Source organism: Pseudoflavonifractor sp. HNCC25GI2 (assembly GCF_058136395.1).
The window spans coordinates 23194-40067 of record NZ_JBYUOW010000012.1 but is presented as its reverse complement, the minus strand read 5'-3'; the positions used below and the strand labels follow the sequence as shown (position 1 = coordinate 40067).

The window sequence follows — 16874 nt, the reverse complement described above, 5'->3', positions numbered from 1 at the left end:
GCAGAAGGCGTTCAGACGCACACACATGGTAGCGCGCACCACTTCCTCAGGAGCGGGGTCGCCCACGCCGCCGCAATGGGACAGCACGGTACGGTACTGGTGCAGGTCGCTCTCTTCGATGGACACCTTGCAATCCTTGTGCTTGCCAAGGCCGGTGTTGAAGCCGTACACAGCGGGCGCGTCCTCACGCATCCACTCCTTCTCCATGTACTTGCGGACTTCCTCGATCTTGGCCCGGCACTCGGGGGCCAGCTCCACCTGATAGCCATGGCGGGCTACATTGACTACGTCTTCAATCTTCAGGTCGGTTCCGTTCAAAATTACCTTGTTCATGGGTGTTTTCTCCTTTTCCACATTTCCGTTCATTTTCCCCGGCACTGTGGACAGACCGCAAAGTCTGTCCACAGTGCTTTTTATTTCCTTATGAATTCTATCAGGGAATAATTTCTTCGTTCTTCTGGGCGGGATCGATGTATTCAATGGTCCAGCCGCTCCAGATGCAGATGAGGGACATGATGGGGTTCAGCATTGCAAAGAACATAAAGGGTGCATACTGGGCGGTGGCGACACCCAGGGTACCCAGAATGTACGCACCGTCAGTACTCCAGGGGCAGAAGGGAGCACACAGGGTGCCCACGTCCTCCAGAATACGGGACAGGTTCTTGGGGTGCAGGTTGCGCTCCCGGAAGCTCTCCCGGAACATGCGGCCGGGCAGCACCAGAGCCACATACTGAGCGCCGGTGGCGAAGTTGGTGAACAGGGTGGAGAACACGGCGGTGGTCATCAGAGCCTTGTCGCTCTTGGCCACGGTGAGAATCTTCTCCACGATGCTGTGCACCATGCCGGTGCGCTCCACAATGCCGGCAAAGGCCAGGGCAATCAAAATCAAAGCAATGGTATCCAGCATGCTGGACAGACCGCCGCGGTTGAGCAGCTTGTTGATGGCTTCCACGCCGGTGTCCATGCTGACACCAGTGTAGGTGGAGGCCAGGATCTCAGACAGGTGGGCTCCCTGGAAGATGGCAGCGAAGATGCCGCCCAGCACCGCCACGCCAATAAGGCCGGGAATGGCGGGAACCTTAAAGACCACCATCAGCAGCACGCAGATGGGAGGAATGAGCATCCAGGGGCTGATGTTGAAGTTGGCGCTCAGGGTTTCCAGATACAGGTCGATGGTCTCCATGTCCGCAGAATCACCCACCACAGTAAAGCCCATGACCGCGTAGATAATCATAGCCACAATGTAAGAAGGTGTGGTAGTATACACCATGTGCTTGATGTGGGTGAACACCGTGGTGCCAGCCATAGCGGGAGCCAGGTTGGTGGTGTCGGACAGGGGGGACATCTTGTCGCCGAAGTAGGAACCGGAAATGATAGCGCCGCAGGTCATGCCGGGGTTGACACCCAGGCCGGCACCCACGCCCATCAGGGCCACGCCGACGGTGCCCATGGTGCTCCAGGAACTGCCGGTAAAGGTAGAAACCAAGGTACACAGCAGACACGCCGTAACCAGGAAGACCTTGGGGGAAATCCAGGTCAGGCCGTAGTAGATCATGGTGGGCACGACGCCGCCAAGAATCCAAGTGCCGATGACCATGCCGATGATCAGCATAATCAGGATAGCGGGAGCAGAGGCCTTGATGGTCTCGCTCATTCCCTCCTCCATCTCGCTCCACTTATAACCGGATGCTACGCCAACAATGGCTGCCACGCCGGCGGCAATTACCAGAGGCATATGGGCGGAGGTGCCAAATTTAATAATTCCAAGCAGGATACACGCAAAGGTTACGACAAAGACAAAAACTGCTTTCCAGAAACTGACGGGTGCCTTTTTTGTTACAGTTGCAGACGATTCACTCATGATTTCCCCTCCATAAATAAATATATTGACTGCGCTCGGGCTTCAGGCAGAGAGACACACACCTCTCTGCTGCAAACCTTCTCTTGTCCGGCATTCCTCCTTTTTAGTCTGATGTATTTATTCGTCTGTTTTCATCCATCCGTCTCAGGTAGCTACATTATGGGAGGTTCTCATCAAAAGAGCGTCAAATCAGCACACTGCTTTGCAAAAATTTTTATGCATTGTGTTTTGGGCCTTTTCTTGTCCCAGTCATGGGATTCCTGCCACTTTTTCTTCCCTTCTTCTTTTCAAGCCCCATTCTCCTCTCTGCGCAAGCCAATCCTGCCGCTAATATTTTTGATGCTGTCTTGATGCCTCTCTGACCATAATAATAAAAAACTTCTGAAGCCATGCCCTGTATTCTCACATACATTTGCCTGTAAAAATGGAGGGTTTCAATGGACTATCGGTATATTGGAAAAGACATTCCCGTCAATGATGCCAAGGCCAAAGCCAGCGGTCAGCTCCGCTACGCTGCGGATCTCCGCCTGCCCGGCATGCTGTATATGAAGCTGTTTCTCAGCCCTGTGGCCCACGGCATGGTGCGCTCGCTGGACGTCAGCCAGGCTCTGGCTCTCCCTGGGGTAGTCAAGGTACTCAGCTATGAGAACACCCCCGACGTACACTACAACCGTGGGCGGGTGCGTGCCACCGAGCAGGCTCCGGACCAGGAAACCCTGTTCACCCGCCATGTGCGCTTTGTGGGCGACCGGATTGCTGCCGTCGTGGCGGAAACACCTGAAATTGCTCAGCGGGCCGTTCAGCTCATCCGTGCGGACATCGACCCTCTGCCCCCCATCTTTGACCCGGAGCAAGCCCTGGCCGAGGACGCCCGCTCCATCCACGAGAAGGATGGCGTGGTCCGTCTGCCCCTGGTGGGCTATGGGGACTACGCCAGCGCCCAGGGGGAGGAGTTCTGCCATCACACCTCCTCCCAGCGGGTGAGCCACATCGCCATGGAGACCCACTGCGCTGTGGCTGACTACACCCCTGCCTCCGATCGTATGACCGTCTGGACCGCCACTCAGTCCGTCTTCGGTGCCCGCTCCGCCATCGCCACTATCCTTGGCATGCCCATGAGCCACATCCGGGTCATCAAGACCCCCATGGGTGGTTCCTTCGGCAGCAAGCAGGAGATGATCCTGGAGCCTCTGGCCGCCTGCGCCGCCCGGATGACAGGCCGGCCGGTGATGCTCCATCTCTCCCGCTCCGAGGTAATGCTGTGCACTATGCTCAAGCACCCACTGGACAGCCATATCAAGGTTAAATTCTCTCCCCAGCGCACCATCACAGGCCTGCAGCTGGACTGTCGGCTGGACGCCGGCGCCTATCAGACTGTCTCTCCCGACTACGCCGGCTCCATCTCCAAAAAGCTCAGCTGGGTTTACAACATCCCAAATGTGGAGTACCGGGCCGTCACTGTGTGCACCAACACCCCCACCTCCGGCAGCTACCGGGGCTGGGGTGGGCCGGAGGCCGCCCTCATTATGGAAAACATGATGAACGCTGCCGCCCGGCACTTCGGTATGGACCCCATCGAACTGCGCCTGCGCAACATCCTGCCCCCTTACGCCACCAGCCGCATCAACAACTTCTCCCTGGGCAACCTGCCTCTGGAGGACGCACTCCTTTTAGGTCGTGACCGCTTCCACTGGGAGGAGCGGAAGGCCCGTCTGGCCGGGCAGGACCGCTCCGGCCGCTATGTGCGGGGCATGGGCATGGCTCTGGCCACCCATACCTCGGGCTACTTCCCTCGGAAGGGGGATTGGGGCACCGTGGTGGTGAAGATGGAGGAGGACGGTTCCGTCCACGTCAACTGCAACGTCCATGACCACGGCTGCGGCGAGGTGATGGTCTTCCGGAGCATTGTAGCTGAGGTGCTGTCCATCTCCCCCGATCTGGTGGACCTCCCGGAAGGTGATACCGCCTACAACGCCCTGGACAACGGCTGCTACACCAGCCGTTCCATCTACGTGTTGGGCCGGGCCATTCTGGATGCCTCCAAGCTGCTGCTGGATCAACTCAAACGCAATGCCGGAGAGCTTCTGCACTGCACCCCTGAGGAGCTGTCCCACCAGGACGGCGTTCTCTTTGTTACCGCCGACCCCCAGCGCCGGTGCACCTACAGCCAGGTGGCCTACTATGTGGCCGACAAGGGAACGGAGGCTCTGTTCGTCTCCCACACCCACGTGCCGGTTTCCAACCCCGGCCCCGCCGCCGCCCACTTTGCTGAAGTGGAGGTGGATACCTACACCGGTCTTTGCCGGGTGGTGGATTATCTGGCCGTCCATGACGTGGGCAAAGCCCTGAACCCCGCTCTGTGCCGGGGACAGGTGGGCAGTGCCGTGCAGCAGGGCATGGGACTGGTATTCTGTGAACAGCTGAAGCTGGACCCCAAAACCGGACGCGCCCTCAACGCCGACCTGCAGCGCTACCACGTGGCCCGGGCCTGCGACCTGCCCAACATCGACACACTGTTTATCGAAAAGCCCGATGAGGAGGGGCCCTTCGGCGCCAAATCCATCGGCGAGGCCTGCTATGTCCCGGTGGCCCCTGCCCTCATCGCCGCCGTCAACGACGCACTGGGGCTGGAGCTGTCCCAACTGCCCCTGGACCCGGCTCATATTCTGTCCGCCCTGGCCCAACGGGACGAGGCGTGAGAGGAGAATATTCCATGATAATCAATTTTACCTTAAACGGACGGCCCGTCAGCCGGGACCTGCCGCCTCAGAAACGCCTCATCGATGTGCTGCGGGAGGACTTTCTCCTCACTGGCGCCAAGGAGAGCTGCGGCGAGGGGGAGTGCGGCGCCTGCACCATTTTATTGGACGACAAGGCCGTCCATTCCTGTCTGGTGCTGGCCGGACAACTGGAGGGCCACCGGGTGACCACCATTGAGGGCCTGGCAGAAAACGGCGAGCTGGACATCATCCAAAATGCCTTTGTGGAGCACGTGGCCATTCAGTGCGGCTTCTGCACTCCGGGTATGATCATGAGTACCAAGGGACTGCTACTTCAGAACCCTGACCCCTCCGAGGAAGAAATCCGCATTGCCCTGTCCGGCAACATCTGCCGCTGCTCCGGCTATGTTCAGATTCTGGCCGCCGTCCGGGATGCGGCCAAAAAGCTTCGGGAGGTGGCCAAGACATGACGTTTTTGCAGCCCAACACCCTGCCGGAGCTGGCCCGGTGTCTGGGGGAGAAGTCCGGTCCGGACTGCCACCTCATCGCCGGCTGCACCGATTTTCTGGCCAAGCGCAACGGAACTCCCTGGGATGCCCGGTTGCTCATCAGCCTGGTGAATCTCCCGGAGCTTCAGGACATTCATCTGGACAATAATATTTTATCCATCGGCGCCGCCTGCACCCACAGTCAGGTGGAGGAACACCCTCTGGTGCGGCAGTACTTTCCCGCACTGGCCGCCGCCTGCGGCAATGTGGGCTCCAAGCAGGTCCGCAACCGTGGCACCGTGGGCGGCAGCGTGGGCAACGCCTCCCCCGCCGGGGACATCTACCCGGTACTCTTGGTACTGGGCGCCCAGGGTGTGGTACTAAACAGCAAGGAGGCCATTCGACGTCTGCCCATGAAGGAGCTGATTTCCCCTCAAGGCAAGCTGGCTCTGGCGGAAGACGAGGCCATCACCGCCTTTGAGATTCCTCTCCCCGCCTCCGGTAACTGCAACGCCTTTGTGAAGCTGGGGGAACAGGCCCACGTGACCATCGCAAAAATCAGCCTGGCTGTCTCCCTGACCCTGCGGGATGGCCGTATGGAGCAGGTGCGTCTGGCCCTGGGTGCGGTAGCCCGCCGGGCCTTCCTGGCCCGCTCCGCCGACGCGCTGGAGGGGCAGACCCTGTCCCCAGACCTGCTGCCCGCCTTCTTCCAGGCCCTCTCCTCCGAAATCGAGGCTTCCATCCCCGACCGCCCCTCTATGCCCTACAAGCGTCAGGCCGTGAAGGGATTGGCGGATGATCTGCTCTCTGCCCTTGCGGCCCAGGTTCCGGAGCGGCCGTAACAAATTCCATTCAAATTCCTCTATCCCAAGGTTTGGATTCTTGACAACGGAAAAGCGCCGTCCCGACTGGGACGGCGCTTTTCCGTATTACAGCGTTTTTATTCTGTATGGTCAGTTCTCGGTCTCCGGGATGGGCATAGGCGCGGCCACCTTGGCTGGCTCCGCCTCGGCGCAGGCGTTAGCCAGCGCCTCCAGGGCGGAATCCCGTTCTCCCATCAGGACATTAACCTGTTCCAGACACTGCCCGGCCTTGCCCAGCTGGTCGGCGGCATGGGAAACGGTGGACTCCACCTGACTGCGCAGGCTGTCAAACTCCCGCTCCACCCGCTGGACCCACTGCTCCATCTGGCGGCGCAGCTGGCGGGCCTGCTCCTCGGCCTCATTCTGAATCTCCTGGGCCCGGCGGTGAGCCTCCAGCTCCACTCCGGCGGTGCGCTCCTTCACGGCGGCGTAGGCGGCGGCGTCCGGCTCCAGAGCCGCCACGCGGCTGCGGGCGTCCTCCAGCTCGCCCTTCACCCGGGCCAGCTCCTCCCCGGTGCGCTCGGCCTGGGCCTGGCTGGCGGACAGGCTCTGGCGCAGCTCCTCCAGCTGGGCCCGAAGCTGCTGGTTTTCTCCGGCCAGGGCGTTGAGCCGCTCGCCCTGCTCGCTGAGCTGCTTGCTCTGCCGCTCCCCGGTCTCCTGAGCCTGGGAGAGCTGCTGCTGAAGCTGCTGCTGCTTTTCCTGCTGTTCCTTTGCCGTCTGCTCCAAATATGTCAGCACGTCCTGGCGCTGAAAGCCGCCGAAGGCGGCGGTACGGAAGAGATGATCCATCGTCGTTATGACTCCTCAATTTGTTCTGCCGTCCCCAGTAGGACGGTCCATTTCAGTCGGTTTCCCGTGTATTTTATCACAGCCTGCCGGAAAATACAATCCTTATCCCCACTCCCGCTTTTCCCCGTTCCCCCCGGAAGTTCCGGCAAATTCATTGACGGATCGGGGCTGAAATGATATACTAACTTAGTTTCGATGATAAAATGGTGAGGTGTATCCTGATGTGGTTATCCAATCAATGGACAGACTATGAGCTCATTGACTGCTCCCGGGGTGAAAAGCTGGAGCGCTGGGGGAATCAGCTGCTGGTGCGGCCCGATCCCCAGGCCATCTGGAACACACCCCGGACCCACCGGGGCTGGAAGGTGAATGCGGGCCGGTATGCCCGCTCCTCCACCGGGGGAGGCCAGTGGCAGAACAAGTCCATGCCCGATCGCTGGACGGTCTCCTATAAGGATCTCACCTTTAATGTTAAGCCCATGAACTTCAAGCACACCGGCCTCTTCCCCGAGCAGGCCGCCAACTGGGACTTCGCCCGGGAACAGATCCAAAAGGCTGGCCGGCCGGTGAATGTGCTCAACCTCTTCGCCTACACCGGCGGGGCCACGGTGGCCTGCGCCGCTGCCGGAGCCCACGTATGCCATGTGGATGCCGCCAAAGGCATGGTCCAGTGGGCCCGGGAGAACGCCAGAAGCTCCGGACTGGAGGACGCCCCCATCCGCTGGATTGTGGACGACTGCGCCAAGTTTGTGGAGCGTGAAATCCGCCGCGGCCGGCGCTATGACGCCATCATCATGGACCCCCCCTCCTACGGCCGGGGCCCCACGGGCGAGGTCTGGAAGCTGGAGGAGAACCTCTATCCCTTTGTGGAGCTGGTGAGCGGGGTACTGTCCGATGACCCCCTGTTCATCATCCTTAACTCCTACACCACCGGCCTGGCCCCCAGCGTGGTCACCTACATTCTGGAAACCCTCATCTCCAAGCGCTTCGGCGGCCACACGGTCTCCGATGAACTGGGGCTGCCGGTGACCGAGAGCGGTCTGGCTCTCCCCTGCGGCGCCACCGGGCGCTGGACCAAATCCAGATAAAGCACCTTTTCATCTCCAAGCAGCGGGGTATTTGCTATGAACAAGCCAATTATTGAAATCAAGGACGTGCATTTCTCCTACACCACCGCCGAGGGTGTGGCCCCCGTGGTGCTGGACGGGGTGACGCTGGACATTGCCGAGGGCTCCTTCGTGGCCGTACTGGGCCACAACGGCTCGGGCAAGTCCACTCTGGCCAAGCACATGAACGCCATTCTTCTCCCCTCCGGGGGCACGGTCTATGTGGACGGCATCGACACCGCCGACGAAGAGCGCCTTCTGGAGATCCGCCGCACGGTGGGCATGGTGTTCCAGAACCCGGACAACCAGATTGTAGCCAATGTGGTGGAGGAGGACGTGGCCTTCGCCCCGGAGAACCTGGGCGTCCCCCCCGAGGAGATCCGCCAACGGGTGGACGATGCTCTGAAGGCTGTGGGCATGTATGAGTTCCGGGAGCACGCCCCTCACCTTCTCTCCGGCGGACAGAAGCAGCGGATTGCCATCGCCGGCGTCATCGCCATGCAGCCCCGGTGCATTGTGCTGGACGAGCCCACTGCCATGCTGGATCCCATTGGCCGGGCGGATGTGCTGCGTACCATCAAGGCGCTGAACCGGGAGCGGGGCGTCACCGTGGTTCTCATCACCCACCACATGGACGAGGCCGCCCAGGCCGACCGGCTGGTGGTCATGGCCAAGGGCAAGGTGGTGGCTGACGGCGCCCCCAGGGAGGTCTTCCAGCAGGTGGAACACTTGAAGGCGGTGGGCCTCACGGTGCCCCAGACCACCGAGCTTCTCTGGCAGCTGCGGCAGGAGGGCTTTGACGTCCCCCTGGACGCCCTCAGCGATGAGGAGTGCGCCCTGGTCCTGAAAACGCTGCTGGACGGCAGCGGCAAATAAGTCTTCGTTACTTCCTCTCACTCAATTTTGGGCGCGACCCCTTCGCGGGCGTGTACCACTCTACCATAAGGACGGAACTTCCATGGAAGCAATTCTGGAAACAAAGCAGCTTACCCACACCTACTCCGCCGGCACCCCCTTTGAGCGCAGTGCGCTGCAGGAGGTGAACTTCTCCGCCTATGCGGGGGAGTATCTGGGCATCATCGGCCACACCGGCTCGGGGAAATCCACCCTCATTCAGCACCTCAACGGACTGTTGAAGCCCACCTCCGGCCAGGTGCTCTTCCAGGGCGAGGACATCTGGTCTGACCCCAAGCGCACCCGCCGTACCCGGTTCCAAGTTGGTCTGGTATTCCAGTACCCGGAGTACCAGCTCTTTGAGGAGACGGTGTATAAAGACATCGCCTTCGGCCCCAAGAACATGGGGCTGGACGAGCAGGAGATTGACCGACGGGTTCATGAGGCGGCCTACTTTGTGGGTCTGCGGGATGACCAGCTGAACAAGTCTCCCTTCGAGCTCTCCGGCGGTCAGAAGCGCCGGGTGGCCATCGCAGGCGTCATCGCTATGGAGCCCAAGGTGCTCATTCTGGACGAGCCCACTGCCGGACTGGACCCGGTGGGCGTGGAGTCCATTCTGGGCAACATCCGGGACTACCACCAGGCACACAACGCCACCATCATTCTGGTCTCCCACTCCATGGAGGAGGTGGCCCGGACGGTGGACCGGCTTGTGGTGGTCAACGACGGGAAGATCCCCTTCCACGGCACCCCCCGGGAGGTATTCTGCCACGGCGCGGAGCTGGAGGCCATGGGCCTGGGCGTGCCCCAGATGACCCGGGTGTTCCACCGGCTGAAGGCCATGGGCGTGGACATTGACCCCTCGGTCTACACCATCGAGCAGGCCAAGGCCGCTCTGCTGGCGAAGCTTGGAAAGGGGGAAGTGTAAATGGCACTGAAGGACATCACTCTGGGACAGTATTTCCCCGGTAACTCCCTGGTTCACCGCCTGGACCCCCGCACCAAGCTCATTGCGGTGACCCTCTATATTGTCTCCCTCTTCCTGGCCGACTTCTTCGTCACCTACGCCATTATGCTGGCCGTTCTGGCCCTGGCCATCCGCATTTCCAAGGTGCCCCTGCGCTCCATTCTGCGCGGGCTCAAGCCCATTCTCTTCATCGCCATCTTCACCGCCCTCCTGAACCTCTTTTATACCTCAGGAGAACACGTGCTGGTGAAGTTCTGGATCCTTACCATCACCCTGGAGGGCGTATTCAACGCCTTTTTCATGGTGGTGCGTATTATGATGCTCATTGCAGGCACCTTCCTGCTCACCTACACCACTTCCCCCATTCTGCTCACCGACGGACTGGAGTCTCTCCTCTCCCCCCTGAAAAAGCTCCATGTTCCCATCCACGAGCTGTCCATGATCATGTCCATCGCCCTGCGCTTCATCCCTACCCTCATTGAGGAGACGGACAAGATCATGTCTGCCCAGCGGGCCCGGGGCGCCGACTTTGAAAGCGGCAATCTGATGCAGCGGGCCAAGGCGCTCATCCCCCTGCTGGTACCCCTGTTCATCTCTGCCTTCCGCCGGGCCGACGAGCTGGCGGTGGCCATGGAGTGCCGCTGCTACCACGGCGGCGAGGGACGCACCCGTCTGCGCCAGCTGAAGTACCAGGGCCGGGACTATGGGGTTCTGATCTTCTTCCTGGTGATCACAGTGCTGGTGGGCGTGCTGGGCCATTTCGGACTGTAAGAGGAATGCCAATGGAACGCAACATTGCCCTGAAACTGATGTATAACGGCACGGCCTACCACGGCTGGCAGGTGCAGAAAAACGCCATTTCCGTGGCGGAAACTCTGGAAAAGGCCCTGTCCACGGTGGTGTGCCACCCGGTGAAGTGCACCGGGGCGGGCCGTACCGACGCCGGAGTGCATGCGGAGACCTATGTGGCCAACTTCCGCACCACCTCCACCATCCCCTGCGACCGGATTCCTCTGGCGGTAAACACCCGCCTGCCCAACGACATCGTGGTGGTCAAGGCCACCCAGGTGTCTATGGAGTTCAACGCCATCGGCTCCTGCCATAAAAAAGAGTACACCTACCGCATCTACAATTCCCGCCTGGGCAACCCCTTCTATGTGGACCGTGCCTGGTTCTACCCCAAGCATCTGGATGAGACCATCCTCCAGCGGGCGGCGGACCAGTTTGTGGGCACCCACGATTTCCGGGCCGTCCGCTCTGTGGGTACCGAGACCCGGACTACTGTGCGCACCGTCTACTACTTCGACGTTTCCCGCCGGGGAGATTTGATAGAGTGTAAGGTGTGTGCCAACGGTTTTCTCTACAATATGGTCCGGGCCATGGTGGGTACCATTGTCTACGCCGGAGAGGGAAAGCTCTCCCCCGAGGACATTCCCGCCATTCTGGACTCAGGCAACCGCACCCTGGCCGGTCCCACCGTCCCTCCGGGCGGGCTCTACATGACCCGGCTGTGGTATGACGAGGACGTGCTGTAACACTCAGAAAACTTGTGAGGACACCATGAAGCGAGAAGCACCGGCGAAAAAGCCGCAAAAACCGAATATTTTCGTCCGCCTGCTTATTTTGGTGATCACCGGCGCTCTTGTAGCGGGCGCCCTGCTGCTGGTGGTCTACCGGGACCGGCTCAACCTGGACGCCTTCAAGCGCTGGCTGGCCTACCGCTCTCTGGAGACCAGTGACACCGGTCAGGCCGCCCCCTTCACCCATGCCGGCGGCGACAAGCTGTCCTTTGCCTATCTGGACAGCGGCATTCTCCTCTCCTCCGCCGCTGGAGCCCACTACTACTCCTTCTCCGGCGAGTCCTATGCCGAGGAGGTCCAGGCCATGGAGCACCCGGTGCTCTCGGCATCCTCCAATGCCGGCGTGGTCTACGACGCCGGCGGGCAGTCTCTGTTCCTGTTCCGGGACGGACGGGAGGCCCTGAACCTCTCGCTGGACGGCGGGGGCGATCTGCTCTCCGCCCGTGTCAACGACAGCGGCTGGCTGGCGGTCACCGCCCAGCAGAGCGGCTACAAGGGCGTGGTCACCGTCTACAACGCCAGCGGCAGCGAGGTCATCCAGATCCGCCTCTCCTCCACCTTCGTGGTGGACGCCGTTCTGTCCCCCGACTGCCGCACGGTGGCGGTCACCACCATGGACCAGGAGGGCGGTGTCTTCCAGAGCAAGGTGCTGTTCTATCCCGTGGACAAGGAGGAACCCAGCGCCCAGGCCTCTCTGGATGGAGCAACGGTGCTGGATTTGGATTATGAAAACGGTCGGCTGTGGGTACTGGGCGAGGACTGCCTGATGATCGTGTCCGACGACGGACAGGAGGTGGCCAGCTACTCCTTCGGCCGCTCCTATCTCAAGGGCTGCAGTCTGGGAGGCGACGGCTTTGCTCTGCTGCTCCTGGGCAGCTACCGGGCCGGCAGCGCCAATCAGGCTGTCACCATAAACAACAAGGGCGAGGTCATCGCGGATCTGACCCTCTCGGGACAGGTTCTGGACTTTGACGGCGCCGGAAACTACTGCGCTCTGCTCTCCGGCAGTGCGCTCACCATCTACACTTCGGATTTTCGGGAATATGCCGTGCTGGACTCCACCCAGGGGGCGCGCTATACCGCCCTGTCCTCCAACGGCTCCGCAATGCTGGCGGACAGCCAGCAGGCCTGGCTGTATATTCCCAGCTGACCCCGCCCCCGGGCGAACCCAAGGAGGTTTCTCATGCAATACCTGATTTTTGACGCCATTATTGTTGTGCTGCTGGCTTTGTCCGTCTGGCGCGGCTATCGCACCGGCTTTATCCTCACCTTCTGCGGCTTTCTGGCCATCTTTGTGGCCCTCATCGGTGCAACGGTGGTCTCCAACGTGCTGGCCCAGCCGGTCAGCAAGGCCATCAGCCCCATGATCGAGTCCAGCATTCAGCACTCTGTATCGGAAAAGCTGCAGTCCCCGGACCTCTCCCTGGAGGATTCCTCCCAGGTCCAGCTTCCCGCCGGGTCCGATTCCAGCCAGGAGTCCCCGGTCCCCGACCTGCCGCTGGAGGAGCTTCTTACCCTTATGAAGGAGTCCCCCCTCTATCGCGGCTTTGCCGACGCCCTCCAGTCCGCCGTGGATGCGGGCCTGGTGGCCGCCACCGCCAATGCCACCATGGTCATCTCCGAGTACATCGCCGGTCAGATTGCACGGATCGTGCTGTTCGTGGTGTCCTTTGTGCTGATTCTCATCCTCTGGTTCTTCGTGAGCCATGCGCTGGATCTCGCCTTCAAGCTGCCGGTGCTGTCCTCCCTCAACCGCTGGGGCGGCGGTGCCCTGGGTCTTTTCAAGGGCGCACTGCTCATCTACGTCGCCTGCTGGCTCCTCAAAGGCAGCTTTCTCCCCCAGGAGGCCATTCAGAGCACATACCTGCTCCACTTCTTCTGCAGCTCCAGCCCCCTCACCCTGCTTCCCTGATTTTTCCCCGGGATATTCATGACAAGTTCATAATTGTGGTGTATCATCTCCACCAAATGAAATCCCTTCTCCTGAAAGGAGTCTTAACACTATGCAGCCTACCATGTGCAGCCGCTGCGGCAAAAACGTGGCGGTCATCTTTATTACCAAGCTGGAAAATGGGACCACAAAAAACGAGGGTCTGTGCCTCAAGTGCGCCCGTGAGCTTGGCATAAAGCCCATTGATGACATGATGAAGAAAATGGGCATCAGCGATGAGGATCTGGATAATCTCACCTCGGAGATGATGTCCGCCTTCGGCGGGGCCGAGGGCCTGGAGGGTCTGATGAACCAGCCCAAGGGCGACGGCGACGACGAGGAGGATGACGGACGCACCGCCACCTTCCCCTTCCTCAACCAGCTTTTCGGCGGCAACTCCCCCGCCCCTCAGCAGCCCGGTTCCGGCGACGGCACTCCGCCGCCCCGCCCGGAGAAGCCCGGCGCGTCCAAGCCCCCCAAGCGGAAATTTCTGGACAGCTACTGCATCTCCCTGACCCAGCGGGCCAAGGAGGGCAAGCTGGATAAGCTCATCGGACGAGACCGGGAGCTGGAGCGGGTCACTCAGATCCTCAACCGACGTCAGAAAAACAACCCCTGCCTCATCGGCGAGCCCGGCGTGGGCAAAACCGCCATTGCCGAGGGGCTGGCCCAGAAGATTGCCCAGGGCGACGTGCCCTACAAGCTGCTGGACAAGGAGGTCTATCTGCTGGACCTCACCGCCCTGGTGGCCGGCACCCAGTTCCGGGGCCAGTTTGAGAGCCGGATGAAGGGCCTCATTGAGGAGATCCGGAAGCTGGGCAACATCATCCTGGTCATCGACGAGGTCCACAACATTGTGGGCGCCGGCGATGCCGAGGGCTCCATGAACGCCGCCAATATCCTCAAGCCCGCCCTCTCCCGGGGCGAGCTGCAGGTCATCGGCGCCACCACCCTCAACGAGTACCGCAAGCACATTGAGAAGGACACCGCTCTGGAGCGGCGCTTCCAGCCCGTCATTGTGGAGGAGCCCTCCATCGAGGACAGTGTGAAAATCATCGAGGGCATTGCTCCCTACTATGAAGCCTATCACCAGGTCACCGTCTCCCCTGAGATGTGCCGTCTGGCCGTCACCATGAGCGAGCGGTACATCACCGACCGCTACCTGCCCGACAAGGCCATTGACCTCATTGACGAGGCCTGTTCCAACGTCAACCTCCACGACAAATCCCTGGCCCGCATCAACGCCATCAACAAGGAGCTGGCCGACCTCAGCAAGGAGCGCGAGGTGATGATGGCCGCCGCCACGGAGGAGGCCTACCAGCGCCTGGCCACCATCAAGAGCATGGAGCTTCGGCTGGAGGGGGAGCGGCAGGGCCTGGAAGAAAATGCCCAGCCTGTCCTCACGGAGGAGAATCTGGCCAACGTCATTGAGCTTTGGACCAACATTCCCGCCAGCCGCATCCAGGAGCAGGAGTATCAGCGCCTGTCCAAGCTGGAGGACCGCCTGAAGGAGCACATTGTGGGCCAGGACGAGGCCGTCCACGCCGTATCCGCTGCCATCCGACGGGGCCGTGTGGGCATCTCCCCCAAGCACAAGCCCGTCTCCTTCATCTTTGTGGGCTCCACCGGCGTGGGCAAGACGGAGCTGGTCAAGCGCCTGGCCGCCGACCTCTTTGACACCCCCGAGTCCCTTATCCGGCTGGATATGTCCGAGTTTATGGAGAAGCACGCCGTCTCCCGCATCATCGGCTCTCCCCCGGGCTATGTGGGCTATGACGAGGCGGGCCAGCTGACGGAGAAAATCCGCCGCAAACCCTACTCCGTGGTCCTCTTTGACGAGATTGAAAAGGCCCACCCCGACGTGCTGAACATCCTGCTGCAGATTCTGGACGACGGCCGCATTACGGATGCCCATGGCCGCACGGTGAACTTTGAGAACACCGTCATCGTCATGACCACCAACGCCGGCAGCAACACCAAGGTGGGCAGCGTTGGCTTCGGCCGTACCGCCAACGAGCAGGGCAAGGAGCGGGCTCTGAAGGCCCTCAACGACTTCCTCCGGCCCGAGTTCATCAACCGGGTGGATGAGATTGTCTACTTCAACCAGCTCACCGAGGAGAACTTCAAGGGCATTGCCGTTCTGATGCTCCGGGAGCTGGCCGGTTCTCTGGCCGAGAAGGGCATTACCTTCACTTGGGAGGAGTCCCTGCTGGACTACCTGGTGAAGAAGTCCTACTCCGCCGCCTACGGCGCCCGGAACCTCCGCCGCCTCATTCAGAAGGAGCTGGAGGACACCATTGCCGTACGCCTCATCGAGGGCTACCAGCACCCGGTCACCCAGATGACCGCTCTGGCCGACCAGGACCAGATTCAGCTGTTGGCCACCTGAATTTTATCCATGCACGGCGGGCGCGCCCGGAATTTCCGGCACGCCCGCCGCTTCTTATGCTGTTTTGTCCTTTTCAGGCTCGGTTGAGGGAAGCAGGGCATTCCATTTTGAAATAAGATTGAATTCCCCCCGGATTTTCGCTAAAATAAAGGTTAGACGTTCTATCCCCCGCAGCATCAATGCTTTTTTCATTCGATTTTTCGGAGCACTGACGGCATACTATCTTGAGGAAGGCGACATTTCTTATGAAGAAAGGCTATCTCTACATCGCGGTGGCGGTGATTCTGTTCAGCTCCTTCGAAGTGGTCCTGAAGTTCATCGCCGGTCAGATTAACTCGGTCCAGCTCACCCTGGCCCGGTTTTCCATCGGCTTTTTGTTCCTGCTGCCCCTGGCGCTGCACACGCTGAAAAAGCGGCAGAAGCACCTGGATGTCAAAACTCTGGGCTACTTCGCTCTTCTGGGCCTTACCGGCATCGCCCTGAGCATGCCTATCCTCCATTTAGCGGTGAACTACACCAATTCCGCCGTGGTGGCCGTGCTCTTCAGCTGCAACCCGGTCTTTGTTACCTTCCTGGCCTTCTTTGTGCTGGGTGAGCCCATTCTGCGGCGCAATATTGCGGCCCTTGTCCTGGAGATTGCAGGTACCATCGCCATCATCAATCCCTTCCACACCCGGCTCAACCTGTGGGGCGTCTTTCTGGCTCTGCTCTCCACCCTGCTCTTCTCCGTCTACGGGGTCATGGGCAAGAAAAAGTGCGCGGAGTACGGCGGTGCCGTGGTGACCTGCTTTAGCTTCCTGTTCGGCAGTCTGATTGTCCTGGTCTTCATTCTCATCACCCATATTCCTGCGGTGGCTCAGGCCCTGATCGACGCCCATCTGCCCGCTTTCGCCAACATTCCCATTTTTGCAGGCTACACCCTGGAAAATCTCCCCTACGTCTTGTTTGTCTCCGCCGGTGTGGCCGGAATCGGCTTCTGCGCCTACTTCCTGGCCATGGAGTACGAGCCCGCCAGCGTGGTCTCCCTGGTCTACTTCTTCAAACCCGCCCTGTCTCCGGTTCTGGCCTGGCTGCTCCACGGAGAGATTGTCTCCCCCAACATGCTGCTGGGCATTGTGCTCATTGTGGCGGGCTCCCTGTGCTCCATCATCCCCGGCATTCTGGAGGCCAAAGGCCACCCCCTGTCCCGGGTATAGGCCTGGACCACTTCTCCATCTTGCATGGAGGACCCGGGAATGATATGATAACAGAAACCGGCAGCGGCCCCGCCGCCGCTTGATTCCATCT

At 60.6% G+C, this 16874-nt stretch carries 16 protein-coding genes; 12 read left to right on the top strand and 4 right to left on the bottom strand.

Annotated features, from left to right (window positions below; all coding sequences use genetic code 11):
- The 3 genes from AC3YUO_RS12185 to AC3YUO_RS12175 form a co-directional block, all read right to left on the bottom strand.
- The coding region (locus AC3YUO_RS12185) for an aromatic amino acid lyase (protein WP_489963315.1) at positions 1 to 333 on the bottom strand (333 nt) is incomplete at its 3' end.
- A gap of 100 nt (positions 334 to 433) precedes the next feature.
- The gene (gene nhaC, locus AC3YUO_RS12180; RefSeq protein WP_489963314.1) at positions 434 to 1861 is read right to left on the bottom strand and encodes a Na+/H+ antiporter NhaC; all 1428 of its coding nucleotides are present in this window, start codon (positions 1859 to 1861) and stop codon (positions 434 to 436) included.
- Between the two features lie 214 nt (positions 1862 to 2075).
- Positions 2076 to 2252 (bottom strand): hypothetical protein, encoded by a 177-nt coding sequence (locus AC3YUO_RS12175; protein WP_489963313.1) that lies wholly within the window; start codon positions 2250 to 2252, stop codon positions 2076 to 2078.
- A gap of 46 nt (positions 2253 to 2298) precedes the next feature.
- On the opposite strand from AC3YUO_RS12175, the gene AC3YUO_RS12170 reads away from it, so the two are divergent.
- Genes AC3YUO_RS12170 through AC3YUO_RS12160 form a run of 3 tightly spaced genes read left to right on the top strand, consistent with a single transcriptional unit; the run spans position 2299 to position 5911 of the window.
- The gene (locus tag AC3YUO_RS12170) at positions 2299 to 4560 is read left to right on the top strand and encodes a xanthine dehydrogenase family protein molybdopterin-binding subunit (RefSeq protein WP_489963312.1); all 2262 of its coding nucleotides are present in this window, start codon (positions 2299 to 2301) and stop codon (positions 4558 to 4560) included.
- A gap of 14 nt (positions 4561 to 4574) precedes the next feature.
- Positions 4575 to 5051, top strand: coding sequence for a (2Fe-2S)-binding protein (locus tag AC3YUO_RS12165; protein ID WP_489963311.1), 477 nt, complete (start codon positions 4575 to 4577; stop codon positions 5049 to 5051).
- Positions 5048 to 5911 (top strand): FAD binding domain-containing protein, encoded by an 864-nt coding sequence (locus AC3YUO_RS12160; protein WP_489963310.1) that lies wholly within the window; start codon positions 5048 to 5050, stop codon positions 5909 to 5911. The genes AC3YUO_RS12165 and AC3YUO_RS12160 overlap by 4 nt, the downstream gene beginning before the upstream one ends.
- 111 nt (positions 5912 to 6022) lie before the next feature.
- Here AC3YUO_RS12160 and AC3YUO_RS12155 read toward each other — a convergent pair whose 3' ends face one another.
- Positions 6023 to 6721 carry a hypothetical protein gene (locus tag AC3YUO_RS12155; RefSeq protein ID WP_489963309.1) on the bottom strand — a complete coding sequence of 233 codons (699 nt, stop codon included), beginning with the start codon at positions 6719 to 6721 and terminating at the stop codon, positions 6023 to 6025.
- A gap of 221 nt (positions 6722 to 6942) precedes the next feature.
- On the opposite strand from AC3YUO_RS12155, the gene AC3YUO_RS12150 reads away from it, so the two are divergent.
- The 9 genes from AC3YUO_RS12150 to AC3YUO_RS12110 all read left to right on the top strand — a co-directional run bounded on the left by AC3YUO_RS12150 (position 6943) and on the right by AC3YUO_RS12110 (position 16783).
- On the top strand, positions 6943 to 7809 hold the full coding sequence (locus AC3YUO_RS12150) for a class I SAM-dependent methyltransferase (protein ID WP_489963308.1): 867 nt from the start codon (positions 6943 to 6945) through the stop codon (positions 7807 to 7809).
- 36 nt (positions 7810 to 7845) lie between these two features.
- Positions 7846 to 8703, top strand: a complete 858-nt coding sequence (locus tag AC3YUO_RS12145; protein ID WP_489963307.1) for an energy-coupling factor transporter ATPase — start codon at positions 7846 to 7848, stop codon at positions 8701 to 8703.
- Positions 8704 to 8785: 82 nt separating this feature from the next.
- Positions 8786 to 9649: an energy-coupling factor transporter ATPase gene (locus tag AC3YUO_RS12140; protein ID WP_489963306.1), complete on the top strand. Its 864-nt coding sequence runs from the start codon at positions 8786 to 8788 to the stop codon at positions 9647 to 9649.
- The gene (locus AC3YUO_RS12135; protein ID WP_489963305.1) at positions 9650 to 10459 is read left to right on the top strand and encodes an energy-coupling factor transporter transmembrane component T family protein; all 810 of its coding nucleotides are present in this window, start codon (positions 9650 to 9652) and stop codon (positions 10457 to 10459) included. It abuts the gene before it with no gap.
- A gap of 11 nt (positions 10460 to 10470) precedes the next feature.
- A complete protein-coding gene (gene truA, locus AC3YUO_RS12130) occupies positions 10471 to 11223 on the top strand; it encodes a tRNA pseudouridine(38-40) synthase TruA (RefSeq protein ID WP_489963304.1) in 753 nt (250 codons plus the stop codon).
- Between the two features lie 25 nt (positions 11224 to 11248).
- Positions 11249 to 12418 (top strand): DUF5711 family protein, encoded by a 1170-nt coding sequence (locus AC3YUO_RS12125; protein WP_489963303.1) that lies wholly within the window; start codon positions 11249 to 11251, stop codon positions 12416 to 12418.
- 33 nt (positions 12419 to 12451) lie between these two features.
- A complete protein-coding gene (locus tag AC3YUO_RS12120; RefSeq protein ID WP_489963302.1) occupies positions 12452 to 13180 on the top strand; it encodes a CvpA family protein in 729 nt (242 codons plus the stop codon).
- A gap of 91 nt (positions 13181 to 13271) precedes the next feature.
- Positions 13272 to 15587, top strand: coding sequence for an ATP-dependent Clp protease ATP-binding subunit (locus tag AC3YUO_RS12115; protein ID WP_489963301.1), 2316 nt, complete (start codon positions 13272 to 13274; stop codon positions 15585 to 15587).
- 245 nt (positions 15588 to 15832) lie between these two features.
- On the top strand, positions 15833 to 16783 hold the full coding sequence (locus tag AC3YUO_RS12110) for a DMT family transporter (protein ID WP_489963300.1): 951 nt from the start codon (positions 15833 to 15835) through the stop codon (positions 16781 to 16783).
- Positions 16784 to 16874: the final 91 nt, after the last annotated feature.